This window comes from Anatilimnocola floriformis (genome assembly GCF_024256385.1).
Lineage (GTDB): Bacteria > Planctomycetota > Planctomycetia > Pirellulales > Pirellulaceae > Anatilimnocola > Anatilimnocola floriformis.
This window is the reverse complement of record NZ_JAMLFW010000001.1, coordinates 3,364,021-3,381,380: the sequence shown is the minus strand read 5'-3', so window position 1 is coordinate 3,381,380 and position 17,360 is coordinate 3,364,021. Positions and strand designations below refer to the sequence as shown.

The 17,360-nt window shown below is 59.8% G+C and carries 11 protein-coding genes; 6 read left to right on the top strand and 5 right to left on the bottom strand.

Going from position 1 to position 17,360, the window contains the following annotated elements:
- Positions 1–11 precede the first annotated feature (11 nt).
- The 5 genes from M9Q49_RS12950 (at position 12) to M9Q49_RS35745 (ending at position 8,600) form a co-directional block, all read left to right on the top strand.
- Complete coding sequence (locus M9Q49_RS12950; protein ID WP_254509168.1) at positions 12–977, top strand: endonuclease/exonuclease/phosphatase family protein; 966 nt, start codon at positions 12–14, stop codon at positions 975–977.
- A 181-nt stretch (positions 978–1,158) separates the two neighbouring features.
- Positions 1,159–2,040, top strand: a complete 882-nt coding sequence (locus M9Q49_RS12945) for a class I SAM-dependent methyltransferase (protein WP_254509167.1) — start codon at positions 1,159–1,161, stop codon at positions 2,038–2,040.
- 693 nt (positions 2,041–2,733) lie between these two features.
- Positions 2,734–4,026: a Gfo/Idh/MocA family protein gene (locus tag M9Q49_RS12940; RefSeq protein ID WP_254509166.1), complete on the top strand. Its 1,293-nt coding sequence runs from the start codon at positions 2,734–2,736 to the stop codon at positions 4,024–4,026.
- Between the two features lie 56 nt (positions 4,027–4,082).
- Positions 4,083–6,206 carry a HEAT repeat domain-containing protein gene (locus tag M9Q49_RS12935; protein ID WP_254509165.1) on the top strand — a complete coding sequence of 708 codons (2,124 nt, stop codon included), beginning with the start codon at positions 4,083–4,085 and terminating at the stop codon, positions 6,204–6,206.
- 198 nt (positions 6,207–6,404) lie between these two features.
- Positions 6,405–8,600 (top strand): SMI1/KNR4 family protein, encoded by a 2,196-nt coding sequence (locus tag M9Q49_RS35745; RefSeq protein ID WP_254509164.1) that lies wholly within the window; start codon positions 6,405–6,407, stop codon positions 8,598–8,600.
- Here M9Q49_RS35745 and M9Q49_RS12925 read toward each other — a convergent pair whose 3' ends face one another.
- Entirely contained in the window at positions 8,601–9,689 is a 1,089-nt protein-coding gene (locus M9Q49_RS12925; protein WP_254509163.1) for a Gfo/Idh/MocA family protein, read from the bottom strand.
- 98 nt (positions 9,690–9,787) lie between these two features.
- Complete coding sequence (locus M9Q49_RS12920) at positions 9,788–10,588, bottom strand: PhzF family phenazine biosynthesis protein (protein ID WP_254509162.1); 801 nt, start codon at positions 10,586–10,588, stop codon at positions 9,788–9,790.
- A 192-nt stretch (positions 10,589–10,780) separates the two neighbouring features.
- On the opposite strand from M9Q49_RS12920, the gene purD reads away from it, so the two are divergent.
- Entirely contained in the window at positions 10,781–12,109 is a 1,329-nt protein-coding gene (gene purD, locus M9Q49_RS12915) for a phosphoribosylamine--glycine ligase (protein WP_254509161.1), read from the top strand.
- 110 nt (positions 12,110–12,219) lie between these two features.
- Here the strand turns inward: purD and M9Q49_RS12910 are convergent, their stop codons facing one another.
- The 3 genes from M9Q49_RS12910 to M9Q49_RS12900 all read right to left on the bottom strand — a co-directional run bounded on the left by M9Q49_RS12910 (position 12,220) and on the right by M9Q49_RS12900 (position 17,306).
- On the bottom strand, positions 12,220–12,870 hold the full coding sequence (locus tag M9Q49_RS12910) for a Uma2 family endonuclease (RefSeq protein WP_254509160.1): 651 nt from the start codon (positions 12,868–12,870) through the stop codon (positions 12,220–12,222).
- Positions 12,871–13,107: 237 nt separating this feature from the next.
- Positions 13,108–16,614, bottom strand: a complete 3,507-nt coding sequence (locus M9Q49_RS12905) for an ABC transporter permease (RefSeq protein WP_254509159.1) — start codon at positions 16,612–16,614, stop codon at positions 13,108–13,110.
- Positions 16,611–17,306, bottom strand: coding sequence for an ABC transporter ATP-binding protein (locus tag M9Q49_RS12900; RefSeq protein WP_254509158.1), 696 nt, complete (start codon positions 17,304–17,306; stop codon positions 16,611–16,613). Before M9Q49_RS12900 ends, M9Q49_RS12905 begins: the two co-directional genes overlap by 4 nt.
- Positions 17,307–17,360: the final 54 nt, after the last annotated feature.

Sequence of the window (17,360 nt, the reverse complement as noted above, 5' to 3'; positions counted from 1 at the left end):
GCAAGCGTGCGATGGCCGAAACCATGAACTCTGCCGCGACTTTCTCTTCTCGCCGCGCATTGGTTCTGCTCATCGCCACGCCGATGCTGTTCGTACTGCTCCTCACCTTCGGCTGTTTTTTCGCACGGCAGTGGTGGCGGGCCGAGCAGTTCTGCCATTTTCGGTTGCAGTACGGTTGGCTGCTGGTGCTCGCGGCCGTTGCTCTCTGGCTGACTCGCACGAGAAGCCTTGCCGTTGTCGCCATCATCGGCGCAGTGATCAACTTCGCCTTCGTCGCGCCGATCTACTGGCCGGCGCCGATTGTGAAATCGACGCAACCGACCTGGCGGATCGTTTCCTTCAACGTCTGGGCCGGCAACCAGCGATATGCCGATGTCCTCGCCATGCTGCGGGAAAAGAAAGCCGATGTCGTACTGCTCTATGAAGTCAGCCACGGCTGGGGCGAGCAGTTGCCGCAGTTGCGCGACGCCTACCCACATCAGCTGGTGCTGCCGCAGCGCAACAGTCGCGGCATTGCGTTACTCAGTCGCGTCCCCTGGGAATCGATCGAGCAAATCGACTACGGCACCGCTAATGCCCCCTCGATCATCGCCCGCTTTGGCGCGCAGCCGCGGCCCTGCACGATCATCGCGACCCATCCGCTGCCGCCGGTCAACCGGCGGGCGGCAGAGTTACGCAATGAGCAATTGCAGCGGATCGCTCAGGACTGCCAGCGCATCCAAGGCCCGCTCATCGTCGCCGGCGATCTGAATATCACCAGCTATTCCCCGTTTTTCCACGATCTGCTGCGACGCGGCAATCTGCGCGACAGCCGGCAGGGCATCGGCGTGCAGGCCAGCTGGTCGCCGCGAATCCCGCTTCTTTTCAGCGTTCCGATCGACCACTGCCTCGTCTCGCCCGAGATCGAAGTGGTCCGGCGGAGCGTGGGACCCAAGCTCGGGTCGGATCATCGGCCCGTTACGGTCGACTTGCGCTGAAAAATTCAACGCTCGGCGCACCCAAACTCTTCTGATCGCTCCGAACGTAGCGATTGTGCCGCCCACCGTGCCTCGCTCAGGCGGTTTCTTGCATCGCTGCCGATTGAGATTAGTGTGGCACTATAGATTTTACCGCATATTTGAGCGGTTTACCTCGACTTTCTATTGCCGAGCAGATGCAATGATTACCGTTTCTATTCCCGGGACCGGATCGAAGTCAGCAAGTTCAACCGCGCCGGCCCACGTTACGAAGTGGGACACGCAAGTGTCGATGCTGCGGTGCGTCGAATGCCACGCTCCCCTGCAATACAAGTCGGCTGAGGCGCTCGGCTGCACCTCTTGCTCGCACACCTACGCCATCAAAAATCAGGTGCTGCACGTCACCGAAAAGTTTGAAGGCAACAACGCCATCGCCGCCGATTACTACAACGGCTCGCTCTGGCCGAAGTTCCGCTTTTGGGAATGGATTGCTCACATGCCCCGCGGCGGCGAGCGCAAAGCCCGCAATGAAGTGTTGCGACACCTGCCCAGCCTCTCGGGCACCAAGCTGCTCGACGTCGCCATGGGCGACGGCCGCAACATGCCGCAGATTCCGCTCGACTGCCAGGTGTGGGGCGTCGATATCTCGCGCGTGCTGCTCGAAAAAACCAAGCGCGACTTCCCTCAGCACGACACCACGCTCGTCGTGGGCGAAGCCGAACAACTGCCGTTTCCGGATGCGACCTTCGACAACATGTTCAGCCTCGGCGCGCTCAACCACGTCAACGACCCGGGCCGTGCTCTCAAGGAAATGGCCCGGGTCGTGAAGCCCGGCGGCATGGTCGTCGTCGCCGACGAAATTCCCGATCTGCCCAACCGCCAGATCGCGCACAAACTGGGCCTGCGAAAATTGCAGCGCTGGATCCTGGCCAAGATGTTTTTCCTCGGCCCGATGTCGGACGTGATTCTGGAAAACACCGATCTCAAAATCGAGCCGCTCGTCGCCGACGCCCTCGTCGACTGGAAGATCCATTCGATCTGGGGCAACCTCGGCTACGTGATCGCCGGCAAGCCGAAGAAATAACGCAGCCCCCCTTTCATACCCCAGAATATAACAGGCAATGCGAGTAGTCGTTTCTTGCGCAAGTGCTTGCGAAGAAAGACTTAAAGGCAATTAACGCAAGTGATATTGCCTCGCAAATATCACACTTTATTCTCGCTAATCCGGGTGGCTTCAAATGGGCTTGTGGGAACACGAGATCCCTCGCTCATCCCTCTTCTGCGTCATCTCGGTCGATCACACTGACCGACCATCCGGCTCCACAAAGACACGGCAGAGCTGACAACTCCGGCCCGGCGTAGACCCGCCAGGTAGCGATTCACGCCAGCGACGCCGTCGCGGCCTTATCTCTCTCCCCTCGCCCCGTTTCGGGGAGAGGGGTCGGGGGTGAGGGGATAATGCGTGAGTTTGACTCAATTTTCTGGCGAACTGGTCGGCAATCCATAGTGCGTGCTCATTAGCAGACTCTCGCTTCGGCTCACCCCTCACCCCCAGCCCCTCTCCCCGAAGCGGGGCGAGGGGAGCAGGACAGGATGCTGCCTGCCGAGCGCTCACGATGCATGCATATTCGCTCCTATCTAGCAGCAACTCCCTTTTGGAAAGAGTATGCTGTCGGCTTCCCGCATGTCCCTGCCGCTGAGGCGAGCGGCGGCTGACGGTCGGGCTAGTCAACCGCAATCGATTGCAGAACCGTAGATTGAAACCAGGAGTTGAAAGATGTCTCAGAAAGTTCCTCTCTCACGCCGTGGCTTTGTAAAGACCGCGATCGCGGCCGGCGTGGCTTCGATGACACCCACCATCATTCCGAGCTCCGCGCTGGGTCGCGACGGCGCGACTCCTCCGAGCGAGCGCGTCGTGGTCGGCGGCATCGGCATCGGCAATCGCGGCAACTACGACCTCGGTTGCTTTCTCGAGCAGAAGGATGTGCAGTTCACTGCGGTGTGCGATATCAAGGAATCGCGTCGCCAGGAAGTGAAGAAAAAAGTCGATGGGAAGTACGGCAACGCCAGCTGCGACATGTATCGCGACTTCCGCGAAGTGCTCGACCGCACCGATATCGACGCCGTGCTGATCGCCACCGGCCCCAATTGGCACGGTTTGATGGCCATGCACGCCGCCAAAGCCGGCAAGGATATCTACTGCGAAAAGCCGTGCACCAAGAACATCGTCGAGAGCCTGATTCTGCGCGACACGATGGCTCGCACCGGCCGCGTCTTTCAAGCGGGCACGCAACGCCGCAACCTGCCGCACTTTGCGTTCGCGTGTGAACTGGCTCGCACTGGCAAGCTCGGCAAGGTTCAAAAAGTCTACGCTCACCCGGCCGGCATGAAGGCCATCATGAGCGCCTGGCTGCCAGAACAACCGGTGCCGGAAAAAGAAGTGGTCGATTGGGACATCTACCTCGGACCAGCCGCCTATCGTCCTTACAACCAGGCGCTCCTCAACGGTTTCAACTTTGAAAAAGGTGGCGGCCTGGTCGGCGCGTTCGGCGGCGGCGGCGTGCTCGAATGGGGTTCGCACTGCGTCGATCTGTGCCAATGGGCCGTCAACGATTGTCCGCCGCCGGTGGAATACAATCCGCCGAAGAATGGTGAGCTCGTATGCAAGTATGAGAACGGTTGCGAACTGATCTTCCGCGAGACCGGCTGGATTCCGCTCGGCTCGTGCCCGGTCCGTTTCGAAGGCGAAACCGGTTGGGTCGAGGCCGGCGACAGCGGCAAGATGGTCCTCAGCTCGCCGACGCTCCTCGCTGGTCGCAATGTCGAAGAGATCGGCGGTTATCCCGCCACCTTCCACGTCCGCGACTTCCTCGATTGCGTGAAGACCCGCGGCAAGCCGAAGGGGAACGCCGAAGCGGCCTGCAATGCACACATCGCTTGCCACGCCGCGAACGTCGCCCTCGCGCTCGGTCGCCAGGTGAAATACGACCTGAAGACCACCATGTTCGTTGACGACGAACCAGCCAACCGGATGCGCTCCGAAGCCCTCCGCGAACCGTGGCGTCTCTAAGCGCCGCCGTCTGGTTCCGTTTGCCAAAACTCACTCATACACCTTTAGGTTTCTCCATGCGAATTCAACATTTCCTTTACTCTGCACTGTTTTTGTTCTGCGCATCCGCGCTGTTCGCTGCCGATCCGGTCAAGGTCTCGGCCGAAAAAGAAAAAGAAGCCCTCGCCGTTTTGCAATCCGACGCGCCGGCTGCTGACAAGGCGCTCGCTTGCAAAAAGCTGACCATCGACGGCTCGGCCGCTGCCGTGCCCGAACTGGCCAAGCTCCTGACCAATCCGCAACTTCACTCGTGGGCTCGTATCGCTCTCGAAGCCATTCCCGGCGACGAGGCTAGCGCCGCGCTCCGCACGGCTGCCGGCTCGCTCGAAGGCAAACTCCTGATCGGTGTCGTCAATTCGCTCGGCAATCGCCGCGATGCCAAAGCCGTTGAACAACTAGCCAAGCACCTCGCCGCCAAAGACGCCGATGTCGCTTCGGCCGCCGCCGTCGCCCTCGGCCTGATCGGCAACGACGTTGCCACGAAGACCCTGCGCGACGCTCTCGCCGACAGCCCGAAGCCGGTGAACTCGGCCATCGCCGAAGGTTTGATCCTGTGCGCCGAACAACGCCTGAATGACAAGACGGCCGAAGCGATCGAAATCTACGATCAAGTTCGCCGCGCCGAAGTGCCGAAGACGCGCTTCCTCGAAGCGACTCGCGGCGCCATCCTCGCCCGTAAGGACGAAGGGATTCCGCTGCTCCTCGAGCAACTCCGTTCGCCCGAAAAGCCGCTGTTCCAACTCGCCTTGACCACCGCCCGCGAGATCTCGGGTGGCGCAGTCGATAAGGCGCTCGCCGAAGAAGTTGGCAAGTTGAACGCCGAGCGCGGCGCGCTCGTCATCACCGCCATGGCCGATCGGCCGAAGACGGTCGTAGTTGCCGCCATCGTTAAAGCGGCAGCCGAAGGTCCCAAGGAAGTCCGCATCGCCGCCATCACCGCGCTGAGCCGCGTCGGCGACGATTCGTCGGTAACTGCGTTGCTCGAAACCGCGCTCGATAAAGACACGGAACTCGCCGACGCCGCCAAAGCGACGCTGGCCGATCTGCAAGGAGAAAAAGTCAACTCGCAAATCGCCGCCGCTCTTCCTGGCGCGACCGGCAAGAAGCTGTCGCTGCTCCTCGCCCTCGTCGGTCAACGCCGAATCAGCGCCACGCCCGCCTTGCTCAAGGCTCTCGATAGCAACGACGTAGCCGTGCGCACGGCTGCCCTCGCCGCGCTCGGCGAGACCGTCGATGAGAAGGGCTTGAACGTTCTCATCACGCAAGTCACGGCTCCCAAGCGGGCCGAAGATGTGGTCCCCGCCGAAAAGGCTCTCCTCGCTGCGAGCATTCGCATGCCCGATCGTGAAGCTTGCGCCACGGAACTGGTGACTGCCATGGACAGCGCCAAGTCGCTCGAGACCAAGATCAAGCTGCTCGAAGTCGTCGGCGCGGTCGGCGGCAAGAAGGCCCTCGCCGCTGTCGGTGCTGCCGGCAAGAGCACGACCCCAGAACTGCAAGACGCCAGCACCAAGCTCCTTGGTGAATGGACGACCGACGACGCCGCGCCGGTGCTGCTCGATCTGGCCAAGATTCCTGGCCATAAGTATCACGGCCGCGCGATCAAGGGTTATATCCGCATCGCTCGCCAGTTCATCCTGCCCGATGATGTGCGAAACGACATGGCCCAGAAGGCGATGGACACGGCGAAAGCTTCAGCCGATAAGAAGCTCGTCCTTGTCGTGCTGCAACGTTATCCCAACAACACGACGTTCCAAATGGCGCTCAACGCGCTGAAGGTTCCGGAGATCAAGGACGACGCTCTCGCCACGGTCCTCTCGGTCGCCCAAAGCTTGCAAGCCAAGGGCGTCGACGTGAAGGATCAGCTGTCGAAGGCCGGCATCGAAAAGACGAAGGTCGAAATCGTGAAGGCCGAATACGGCAGCGATTCCGGCAAGAAGGACGTGACCGCCATCCTGCAAAAGCGGGCCACCGACCTGCCGCTGATCACCTTGCCCGAAACGACCTACAACAAGAGCTTCGGCGGCGATCCCGCCCCCGGCAGCGATAAGAAACTCAAGGTGCAATACAAACTGAACGGCAAACCCGGCGAAGCCACCTTCGTCGAAGGCGCCCTCATTCTGTTGCCCGCGACCAAGTAGTTTCTGACAACAATCTTGTCGTCAATCGCGACGCGTGAAGGTGGGAAGTTGATTCCCGCTTGCACGCGTCGTTTTTTTGTTGCTGAAGGTCAGTGGAGCCGTCAATTTTTGGCCTACTAGCTTTATTCCCCAATCGGTGATCGTTACCATTCCTGCAACAACAGGCACGTCTCAATCTATTCTCCAGGAACTCGCTCCGTGCAACTCCCTGCAACGACGACGGGCAGCTTCGCTTGTGTTGCCTTTGACGAAAAGTCGCAAACGCTGATTGCTGGCGGCGGAGCGAGCATGCCACATCCGAAAAGGCCGATCGACGAAAAGTTTCGCGAGTTGGCGGCCTGGAGTCTGCCCGACGGCAAACTGCTGTGGAGTGTGCATGAGAAAGGCAATGATCTGATCGGCACGGTTGTCGTTCGACCCGGCGGCAACGAAGTGGCCGCCCATGCGATGCGCGACGTGCTGGTGTTTTCGTCGAGTGGTCAGTTCCTGCGGCAATCCAAAACCGACTTCCTTAGCGGAGAACTCGTTTATTCTCCCGACGGCAAGTTCTTTGTTTCGCCGAGCGGAAAAACGCTCAAGCTCTACGACGCTGACACTGGGAACGTAGCCATCGAGATCGAGCTGACGACGCACGACTACACGAGCGCCGAAGCGGCCGCTTTTTTGCCGGACGGCAAACACATCGTCGTGGGGCTGAGGGTGATCAATGACAAAGGTCAGACCTCAGGCAAGTTGCAACTTGTTGATTGGACTAAACGAGAAGTAGTGAAGTCGACAAACATCGACCACCAGCCGCGGACGGTGAGCGTTGAGCCGCGCGGAACATGGGCCTGCTTTGGCACCGAGCTTAAAAGCCGTTCGTGCCTGTTGTTTTGGGATTTGCAGAAATTGGAACTCGTCGGCGAGCAGAGGATTTCGCGCGGCGTGTCTGGTCTGGCGATTTCGCCGACGGGAGCTCAATACGCCATCACCAGCAACGACCATGTGATTCGCATTTTTGATTACGCGACGCGGAAGACAGTGCAGACAATCGAGCATGCGACCGAAGACACCTGCGGCGGCAGCTTGGCCTGGTCGGCCGATGGCAACTACCTGGCCTTTGCCGCGCGCGGCAAGCCACCGGCCGGCGGTCTGGTCTTGTATCGACAACACAACGGCGCGTGGGAATTGATGGCGAGCGATGAGGAGAAAGCAGCCATCGCGACAGCGGCAGTTGCGCCGCGTCCACCTGTGCGGGTTTACACCCGCACCTCCGCACTCGATGTCCTCGAGCACGGCCAATTGACGGCGAATCAGTTTCCCACGAAGTGCGAGCACTGCTCCTTCCCTGACCTCGATGCCGTTCCTCAGCCTTATGTGCTCGTGCGTGGACACGAAGCGGCCGGCGACTTTACGGGAGCCGCTTTTGGCAACCTGCTCGTCAGTGCGCGAGCCAGGCAAATGTTCGAAGCCGCGGTTCCGGGCGAGGTCAAGTTTTATCCAACCGTCGACGCGAAAACGAAGGAGCCCACCCATTGGCAATTGGCCGTGCCGCAAACGGTCGTTTCGGCGTACACCGTTACGTCGAGCTCCGCGCGCTGTCCCAAGTGTGGTGAACTGAAAGAGGTGAGCAAGCTGACTCCGCTCGCCGAAATCGCGACGACGGCAGATGTCTTCAAGTCGCAAGAGTGGCGAAATAACGGCGTGATCAAAAGCGACGACCGCTTGGCCAAGAAGTATTACAAAGCGCAAGGCGGCAAGATTCCGTCGCATCAATGGATTCGCTTGTTTCTGGCTCGTGAGTATTGGTTCTCGATGCGACTGTTGTTTCTCGCGCGCGAGTTGAAATTCAAAGGCATCTCGTACAACGACTTTCTGGGAAATCAGAAACCAACTCCAGCCGATATAGCCTGGATTGCCGAGAAACTGCAACTGATGCGCGCGGCGCCGGCCGCTGAACAGACTCCGAAGAAGCCAGCCAATGCCACGCAGTGGTTCCAGGACTATCTCGCATCCAAGGCCTCGAAAAAGCCACTCGCAACTGCGGACGGAATTGCTGCTTGGGAAAAGAAAAACAGCATCCAGCTGCCGCAATCGTACGCCGACTTCGTCACCACTGCCGGCCGACATTCTTTCGGCGATGTATTTGGCCGAGAGGGCTACAGCGTGCGTGTAGTCGGCCCCAAGAGCCTCGACGCGCGCGAGTATCGGCGTGATCCGCCTGAAGAGGGCGAAGAAGCGCAGCCCGACGGGCTGCTGTTCGCCGTGGCGATTAACGGCGATGCGTTCTGTTTTGATCTGCGCGGCGCGGAGCAAGACTACCCCGTGTTCCACTTCGATCACGAGACGGAATCGTTCGAGCCGTTTGCTGATAACTTTGCGGCAGCCATCCAGCGTATGACGGAGAAGGGATAGTTACTTCTTCAGCGTCCGCTTGGTCCAGGTCGGATCTTTTGCCAGCGGCAGCTGAACGGCCTTGCCGGTTTCGGCTGCCTTGTAGATGGCGAGGATCACCTCGACGCTCTTGCGGCCTTCGTGGCCGTTGATGAGGGGCTGCTTCCCCTTTTTCACGGCGTTCAAAAAATCCTGAAAGAGCTTCGTGTGGCCGTGGTGGCCAATGGCTTTCGGATCGGCAGCGCCGCCGCCGGTGTGTGTCTTGCCGGCCATCTTGGCGAGCAGGTCTTCATCGGCCTTCGTCTTTTTGGCGAACTCCCAGCGAATGATGTCTTCCTCGCGCATGCAGGCCGAGCCTTCGTTGCCGTGGATTTCGATCCGCTTGAGTTCACCCGGAAAAGTCGCCGTGCTCGCTTCGATCACGCCCAGCGCGCCGCTTTTGAATTTGATCGTGGCGACAACGACGTCTTCCACTTCGATCCGTTCGTGCGCCAGGGTTGCTGTCGCGGCAGTCACTTCGGCCACCGGGCCCATGAACCACAGCAGCAGATCGAGACTGTGAATGGCCTGGTTCATCAGCGCGCCGCCGCCGTCGAGCTTCCACGTTCCCCGCCAGGCGCCGCTGTCGTAATACTGCTGCGTGCGAAACCATTTCACGTAGGCATCGCCGAGCGTCATCCGGCCGAAGCGACCTTTATCGATGGCTTGCTTCAGCAGCTGTGCCGATTCGTGAAACCGCGAGGGAAAAATCGTGGCCAGCACGACGCCCGCTTTTTCGCAGGCGTTGATCATGGCATCGCAGCGGGCCAGGGTCACATCAAGGGGCTTTTCGACAACCACATGCTTGCCTGCCTTCGCAGCAGCGACGCAGGCTTCCATGTGCGCGCCGCTCGGCGTGCAGATGGCAATGCCGTCGAGCTTGGGATCGGCGAGCATTTCGTCGAGGTTGGTGTACGCCGTGCAGCCGGGGATTTCGGCGGCAAACTTCGTCGCCGATTCAGCCGTTTTGCTGAAGCAGGCGACGACCTTGGCGCCCTTGATGTCCGCAATCGCGCGGGCGTGAAAGCGGGAGATCATGCCGCAACCAACAATGCCGAATCCAAATGCCATGGCTGTTTTCAGTGAGGAGGTTCGAAGATGAATGAGGCGTTGAAATCTTAATCGCCGCGAACAGATTGTACATTGCCGTGCGGCCGGGGCACCGGTGGTCAGAGCAATTCGCCCTGCCAGATGACGACGGCTTGGCCGCCCAGAATCACGCGGTCGCCATTCTGTCGCAGCCGAATCATGCCGCCGCGACGCGATGCCTGGTAGGCGGTCATTTCGTTGCGATTCAAGATCGAGGACCAGTACGGGAGCAAACCGCAGTAGGCCGAACCCGTGACCGGATCCTCGTCGATACCCGCCGCCGGCCCGAAAAAGCGAGCAACAATATCGAATTGCGAGTCATCTGCAAGTGCGCTGACCACGATGCCGCGCACGGGGTACGCCCCCAGCGCGCGAAAATCTGGCCGCAGCGAACGAACCACTTCGGCTGAATCAAAAATCGCAACGTAGTCGAACTTGGTCTGCAACACTTCGCGCGGCTCGGCGCCCAGGGCTGCAGCCAAGCCCAGCGGCGGTGAAATTGGCGTCGGCGGAGTGGCGGGAAAATCGAGTTCGATGAAATCCCCGTTCCGCGCACACGTCAGTACCCCGCTGCGAGTTTGAAAGTGGATTGCCGAATCGCCCGGCACGATTCCAGCGAACCACATCGCATGTGCCGACGCGAGCGTGGCATGTCCGCAAAGATCGACTTCGATCGTCGGCGTAAACCAGCGCAGCTCGTACTCACCACCGACGCGACGAACAAAAGCGGTTTCGGCCAGGTTCATTTCCGCGGCGACCGATTGCATCCACTGCGGGTCGTCTTCCTTCTCGAGCCAGCAGACGGCGGCCGGATTGCCGCTGAAGGGCCGATTGGTAAAGGCGTCGACTTGCCAACAGCGAATCCTGGGGCGATTGGTCATACGAGTGTGAGGAAAAAGGTGAGAAGCAACGCGAGAAATCAATAGAAGGGAACGGCCGAGGCTGGTCAATTCTGCGGCTGCCGTGCCGCTATTCTCGCGTAAACTGCGGCCATTTCATCCCCTGACGAATTTGGCCTCGGTTTTCTATATTGAACGCTTGTTGGCAGTGTGGCACGCGACGGGGGAATGGCGATGAAAGTTCTAGTGATCGGCAATGGCGGACGTGAGCACGCGCTGGCTTGGAAGCTGCGGCAGAGCTCGCGCGTCAGTCAGGTCTTCATCGCCCCCGGCAATGCGGGAACTGCCGAGGAAGGCGAGAACATCAACATTCAGGCCAACGACATCGCTGGCCTGATCAAATTTGCCCAGAACAACCAGATCGGTCTGACCGTTGTCGGCCCCGAAGGCCCGCTGGTCGACGGCGTGGTCGATGCCTTTCAAGCTGCCAAGCTGCGGGTCTTTGGCCCCAGTCGCGCCGCCGCACAGCTGGAGGGGAGCAAGATTTTCTGTAAAGAAATGCTCCGCCATGCCGATGTGCCGTCGGCTGATTTTCATGTCTTCAAAAATCCCGAGACGGCGCAGAGGTTCATCCTCGATCGCTATCCTTCCGAGGATGAAACCGTCCCCGTCGTCGTCAAAGCCGACGGCTTGGCCGCGGGCAAAGGCGTGATCGTTTGCAATCGCCGGCGCGATGCGCTCGACGCCATCGATCGCATCGCCCGCAAACGCGAGTTCGGCGACGCCGGCAAGCAGTTCATCATCGAAGATCGCCTCGATGGCCAGGAAGCAAGCATCCTCGCCTTCACCGACGGGCGGACTATTGTCATGTTGCCGCCCGCCCAGGATCACAAGCGCGCTCACGACGGCGACACCGGTCCGAACACCGGCGGCATGGGTGCTTATTGCCCCGCGCCGGTTGTCGACGACCGCATGATGGGTTGGATCGAAGAGCACATCCTCGTGCCGACCGTCCACGCGATGAAGCGTTCGCGTCAGCCGTTCAAGGGCGTGCTCTACGCCGGCATCATGCTGACCAATCAAGGGCCGAAGGTGCTGGAATACAACGTCCGCCTCGGCGATCCCGAATGCCAACCGCTGCTGATGCGGCTGAAGACGGACATCGTCGATTTGATCGAAGCCACCATCGACGGCCGTCTAGAAGAGCTCGGCCAACTGCAGTGGGACCCGCGGCACGCGGTGTGCGTGGTGATGGCCAGCGAAGGCTACCCCGGCAGCTACGAAAAAGGTCGCATCATCCGCGGCTTGAACGAAGCGGCTGCCATTCCCGACGTGAAGGTCTTCCACGCCGGCACCGACATCGTCAACGGCAACGTGGTGAACACCGGCGGCCGCGTCCTCGGCGTGACCGCTCTCGGTAACACGCTCTCGGCTGCCAAGCTGCAGGCCTACACCGCAGTGAAGTGCATCCGCTGGCCGGGAGCCTGGTGCCGCAAAGACATTTCGGACAAAGCGCTGCTGCCGCCGAAGGAAGACGTGCGGCGGGATAAACCGCGCCGGTAGTTTCACAACGTTCGAACGGATAGCAACGATTGCTTCAGCAATCGTTGCCGCGCAGCGGCCCGGAGGCATCCTGTGCGAGTTTTTGCTGCGACGACTGTTGGAAGAGTGAGTTAAACCCGCCCCGCGGCAAACACTGCACCAACCTCGACCGCAAAACCTTCGAGAAGCTTTGAAGTGACAGACTCTCCGTCGCGAAATGTTCCGTGTACTTTGTAGGAATGTCCTTCAAGCGTGTGGACAACAATCAACTGGGCTTGCGGATCGACAACCCGGTATTCGGCAATTCCTCCGGCTGCATAATCCGCGACCTTCTTTTCCCAGTCGCGAGTCTTGGAGTTTGGATCGTCGCTAACGATTTCCATTACCAGGTCGGCGCTTCGGTAGTATCTCTTGCCGCTGCGAGCGTGTTTTGCGGCGAAGTTGAAGACGATATCAGGCTCACGATACTTGTCCGGTTCGAGGTAGACGCGCGTACCTGCGCACAAAGCGATTCCCAGTTGCCGTTGATCGACAAACTGATCCAGAATTTTGAGTAGATACTTCATAATCAGCTGATGTTCGATCGTCGGCACCGGAAGCACCTCAATCTGTCCGCGAGTAAACTCAATCAGCCGATTGGTTCCATCAGTCAGTTGCAGATAATCCTCGTGCGACCAATGACCCTGCATTGGGTAAAGCAACGCGAGATCCCAAGCTGGCTCATTGATGACTGGCGCATGGCTTGGATCAGGTGGCTCGGTGTAGATAGCACCACTGCTCATTTTCATACACTCCAAGAAACGGATTCGATATTCGAAGTATATCATCGCCGCTACACGGATAGCAGCGATTGCGCCAGCAATCGTTGCCGCGCAGCGGCCCGGAGGCATCCTTAGTGAAGTCACGCTGCGAGAGAAGCGAACATCTCAATAGTTACCTGCCGCGAACGTCGGGCGGTGATCGCGATGCCTCTTGCGGCTGCGCCGCCCAAGTTGCTGAAGCAACTCGGACTATCTGAATCATTCTCCTCGCAGTGCCTGCAAAATCGGCGCGCGCAATGTCGCCCTTACGGCGATGAGTCCCACCAACGTGCCGATGATGAGAATCGCCGCGAGCATCACGCTGAGGTCGCGCCAGGGCAGGGTTGCGCCGCCGAGGAACATATGCGGCAACACGGCAAGGAGGGCTGCGATCACGCCGGTGAAAATGCCGCCGCAGAGGAGCAGGCCGTTTTCGAGTAGCACCATCGCAGCCACTCGGGCCGGCGGGAAGCCGATGGCCCGCATCATGGCGAGTTCCTTGCGGCGTTCGAGGACGTTGCGCAGTTGCACCGCAGCGAGGCCGAACGTGCCGAGGAGCAAGCCGAGCGCGCCGAGGGCTTGGAAGGTGCTGATGTAGGTGTTCTGCACGGCGAGCAGATCGCGCAAGCGGCTGCGCGACTCGGTGATATCGAGCCCCTCGTCGCCGAACTTGTCGGTAAGCGAGTTTTCGACGGCGGCGACTTCGTCGGCGGGCGTACGAATGAGAAACGATCGATAACCGGCGACTCGCGGGAAGACTCGCTTAAAATCTCCTTCACCGATCAGCAGGCTTCCTTGCAGCAAGCTGTTCGACAGCAAGCCGACCACGCGGAATTTTAAAGGCGGGCCGTCGCCGTAATCGATTTCAAAAACCTGGCCAATGCCGCCGTAGAGCTTCAAGCTGTAAAGCGCCGTGTTCATGTCGAGCACGGTGCTAATCGGTTCGTCCGGCTTGCTGCTCGCTAACAGTTGCCAGGGATTGTTCTTCTCGCTGGCCGACGATGCAGCCGAAGAGGCGAAAGCAAACTTCGTCACGTCGGCTTGATCAAAATGCTTGATCATCGCGGGCGTCACGCCGAGCACGCGCGGCTGCTGGGCCTGGTAGAGATTCCGACAGCTCGCATCGTCGCCGCCGCGCATGCGCATCGGCACCACTTCGGAGCCATCGAGCACGGCTGCATCTTTGCCGAGTGCGTCCTTTCGTCCGGCTGCATCGTTGAGGTCCGGCAAGATCGGCTCGGAGCTTTCGGCAATCAGATTGAACCCGCCGATCCCTTGCTCGGTGGGAGCCAAGCGAAACGAACTAATGGCGACGACGAGAAAGCAGGCACTCGCGACGAGCGCGATGGTGGCGATGCTGCGGCCACGCGCGCGGCCGATGTTATTGACGGCCAGTTCGGGAAGAACGTAACGAAAAGGTCGCACCGCAGTCGCAGCACGATCGCGGCTGCCGAGCAGTTGCGAAATCAGGATCAGCAGGCCGGTCAAAACACTTGCACCGCAAGCGAGAAACGTCCCGGCTTGCGCGTCGGCGGTCAGCACGCTCGCCAAACCTGCGAGGAGCACCGCGAGAAACAGGAAGCCGTACGGCAACCAACGTTTCCATACTGCAACCTTACCGGCAGCGGCGGTGAACGGCGGTGAAGTTTCACCCGCGAGGAGTTGTCGTGGCGAGACTTTGCGGAGTTGTCGCAAGCTGAAGTAGATCGTTAGCTGTGCCACAACGAGGCCAATGACGAACCCCAGCACCAAGCTCAGCCAGGAAATGTGGAGCGTCAGAAACGGCGACGAAATCGCGCCGACCCACCACGTTCGCAGGCCGTGAATCATGAGCGCCGCATAGCCGATCCCGGCAGCCACACCCGCCGCTGCACCAACAACGGATATCAGCAATCCCTCGGCAGATAGCCATTCCTGCGTTCGTCGTTGTCGCCAACCAAGCGCTTGGACGAGGCCGATTTCGCTCGCCCGTTGCTCGATGCCGAGGCGGAATAACAGCCAAATGAGCAGCAGCGCGGCGCCGATGATGAACATACTGAGGAGCAAAAACAGTACGTCGAACGGCGTAGTGCCGGACGACGCTTTCAGATCGCGGGCTTTGATCGGCGCGATTTCGAAACCGAGCAATTCGTTGTCGGTGCGCAGCTGCGCGAGAAACTCCGCCGCGAGAACTTCTTCGGTCATCCCGGTTTTTGCCGGAATGTGATACGACGTGATTTTTCCGAAGCGACTCTCCCACAGCTTTTGCCCCGCCGCGAGACTGATGTAAGCCTTGGGCGTGGTGCGGTGGTTGTTCCAATACTTGTCATCCTGCGCGCGGATCCGTTTGTATTCGAACGGAAACGGCGCATCCCAATCGGAGATCGAAGCCTGGTCGGTCACGCCCTTCACTTCGGGCGTCAGATCGGGATCGTTGGCCCGCGTCGGCGGCTGTTTGAACTGCGGCCCTTTGCGGCGCGAGTAAGGCTCCGATGGCTCGGTGAGTGCCACGATTCCCTTGATCGTGAACACGGCAGAGAGTTCCTTCTCATCGCCGTGCGTTGTTTCCGGTTCAAAATAAGTCACCCGCAGCTCATCGCCAATCTTCAGCTTCTGATCTTCGGCCAGCCAATCGGTAACGGCGATGTCGTGCTCGCCGAGCGGCGGCAACTCTTTTCCCTCGGCATCGACGAGCGGACCATCCGGCCCGGGATCGATGGCCGCGATCGTCGAATACGGCACACCCTTCGTTCCGGCGGGCGCGCCGACGTGATCGATCGAATTGGCGAGATAGGTCAGAACGGGATAGGCCTGGTACTTCGCGAAGGCGAACTTGGCGGTGTTCTCGGTCGCCTCGTCGAGAAGCATCCGATTCGTCGTCAGGCTGAAATAATTGATGATGTCGCGAGATTCACCTTCGGTGCCGTACTTCAACTCGACATGCTTGATCGTCAGACCATAGTCGCCGAGTGTCGGCTTGAGGGCGGTTTGCAGTTCCTTGGTTAGATCCGGCGATAGGCCGAGGGCTTCGTCTTTGGCGGCGATCAGCAGCGAGTTGACTTTGCTGTCTAGCTCGAGCGAATCCTGCAGTGGCGCGAGAGCGACGTAAGCATTCTTCGGCGCGGTTTGCATCGGATGCAAGCTGAACCGTCCGAGACCTTCGGCGGGAATGATCTCGCGAATCTTCAACTCTGCGAGGCTTGTCAGCCGTTCCGTCTTTTTGCCCAGCGGGCTGTCGGCGGAAACCTGCGTGGCCTTGGCCATGCGGAGGATGAGCGTGTCGCCGAGCTTCGCGTGCAGCTCTTCGGCGAGCGCGGCGTTCAGAATGACTTCGCCGTCTTTCGGCGCCGTGATTTTCTTGGCTGCATTATCGAGATCCCAAAAGCCCTGGCCAGCTGCGATCAGATTGATGCCCGAAGCGAGCGAGCGCGAGTTATCGCGCGGCAGCTCTGCCGTGGCCGTCGGAATAATGATGGCGGGAACGGCGGCAGCGTAGTTTTGCTCAAAGACCGGCGTCTTCTTTAGTTCCTCAGCAAGTTCGGTGCGGAAGAAACGATCGGCGAGCAGCAGGTGATCGATTTTCCCCAAACGATCGAGCGTCAAATCGCGCAAACTCTGCCGAACGGAATCGCCGACTACGAGTGCGCCGGTTAGCACGGCTGTGGCTGCGAGCACACCAAGAATCACGGCGAAGTGTTTGGCTGCGTGAAACTGCCAACTGCGAATAACCAGGCGGAGGAAATTCATAACGAAAACTCCTCCTTTAAATTGGTTTTCAAACGGCCATCGTCGAGTTCGTAACGGCGGCTCATCATCGAAGCCAGTTCGAGGCTGTGCGTCACGACGAGCAGCATGTTTTTTTCGTGCTGCTGCAGTTCCAACAGCAATTTGCCGACGCTGGTGGCGTTGGTGCGATCGAGATTTCCCGTCGGCTCATCGGCGAGCAGGAGCACCGGCTTGAGCAGGAGCGCTCGAGCAATGCCGACGCGTTGACGTTCACCGCCGGAGAGCTCGGCAGGCCGGTGATCGAGGCGTTGCGACAAGCCGACGCGATCGAGTAATTGTTTCGCCCTCGCGACGGTTTCTGCCGAGGGCGTGCCGTCGGCGAGGGCGGGAATCAGGGCGTTCTCGAGTACCGAGAGTTGCGGCAGCAAGTAGTGATCTTGAAAAACGAACCCAATGTGGCGATTGCGAAATTTGGCGAGCTGCGTTTCGTCGAGCTTCGCGGGATTTTGGCCCGCGAGCGTGACGCTGCCGCTCGTCGGCTGATCGAGAGCCCCGATGATGTGCAGCAGCGTACTTTTTCCGCTGCCGCTAGGGCCAAGGATGGCCGCGTTCTCGCCCACGGCGAGGTTGAGGGCAGCATCGCGGAGCACCACGAGTGGCTCGCCCCGCGTGGGAAATTCCTTGCGAACATGATCGACGATTAATTCTGTCATGCGTTTGATCGTCACAAACCGAGGCTCCGGTGACAACTCCCCATCCGCGACGAT

Coding starts and splice junctions, on each gene's coding strand:
- M9Q49_RS12940 (WP_254509166.1), top strand. CDS start 2,734: ATGTCTCAGAAAGTTCCTCTCTCACGCCGTGGCTTTGTAAAGACCGCG.
- purD (WP_254509161.1), top strand. CDS start 10,781: ATGAAAGTTCTAGTGATCGGCAATGGCGGACGTGAGCACGCGCTGGCT.
- M9Q49_RS12950 (WP_254509168.1), top strand. CDS start 12: ATGGCCGAAACCATGAACTCTGCCGCGACTTTCTCTTCTCGCCGCGCA.
- M9Q49_RS12905 (WP_254509159.1), bottom strand. CDS start 16,614: ATGAATTTCCTCCGCCTGGTTATTCGCAGTTGGCAGTTTCACGCAGCC.
- M9Q49_RS12910 (WP_254509160.1), bottom strand. CDS start 12,870: ATGAGCAGTGGTGCTATCTACACCGAGCCACCTGATCCAAGCCATGCG.
- M9Q49_RS12900 (WP_254509158.1), bottom strand. CDS start 17,306: ATGACAGAATTAATCGTCGATCATGTTCGCAAGGAATTTCCCACGCGG.
- M9Q49_RS12925 (WP_254509163.1), bottom strand. CDS start 9,689: ATGGCATTTGGATTCGGCATTGTTGGTTGCGGCATGATCTCCCGCTTT.
- M9Q49_RS12920 (WP_254509162.1), bottom strand. CDS start 10,588: ATGACCAATCGCCCCAGGATTCGCTGTTGGCAAGTCGACGCCTTTACC.
- M9Q49_RS12935 (WP_254509165.1), top strand. CDS start 4,083: ATGCGAATTCAACATTTCCTTTACTCTGCACTGTTTTTGTTCTGCGCA.
- M9Q49_RS12945 (WP_254509167.1), top strand. CDS start 1,159: ATGATTACCGTTTCTATTCCCGGGACCGGATCGAAGTCAGCAAGTTCA.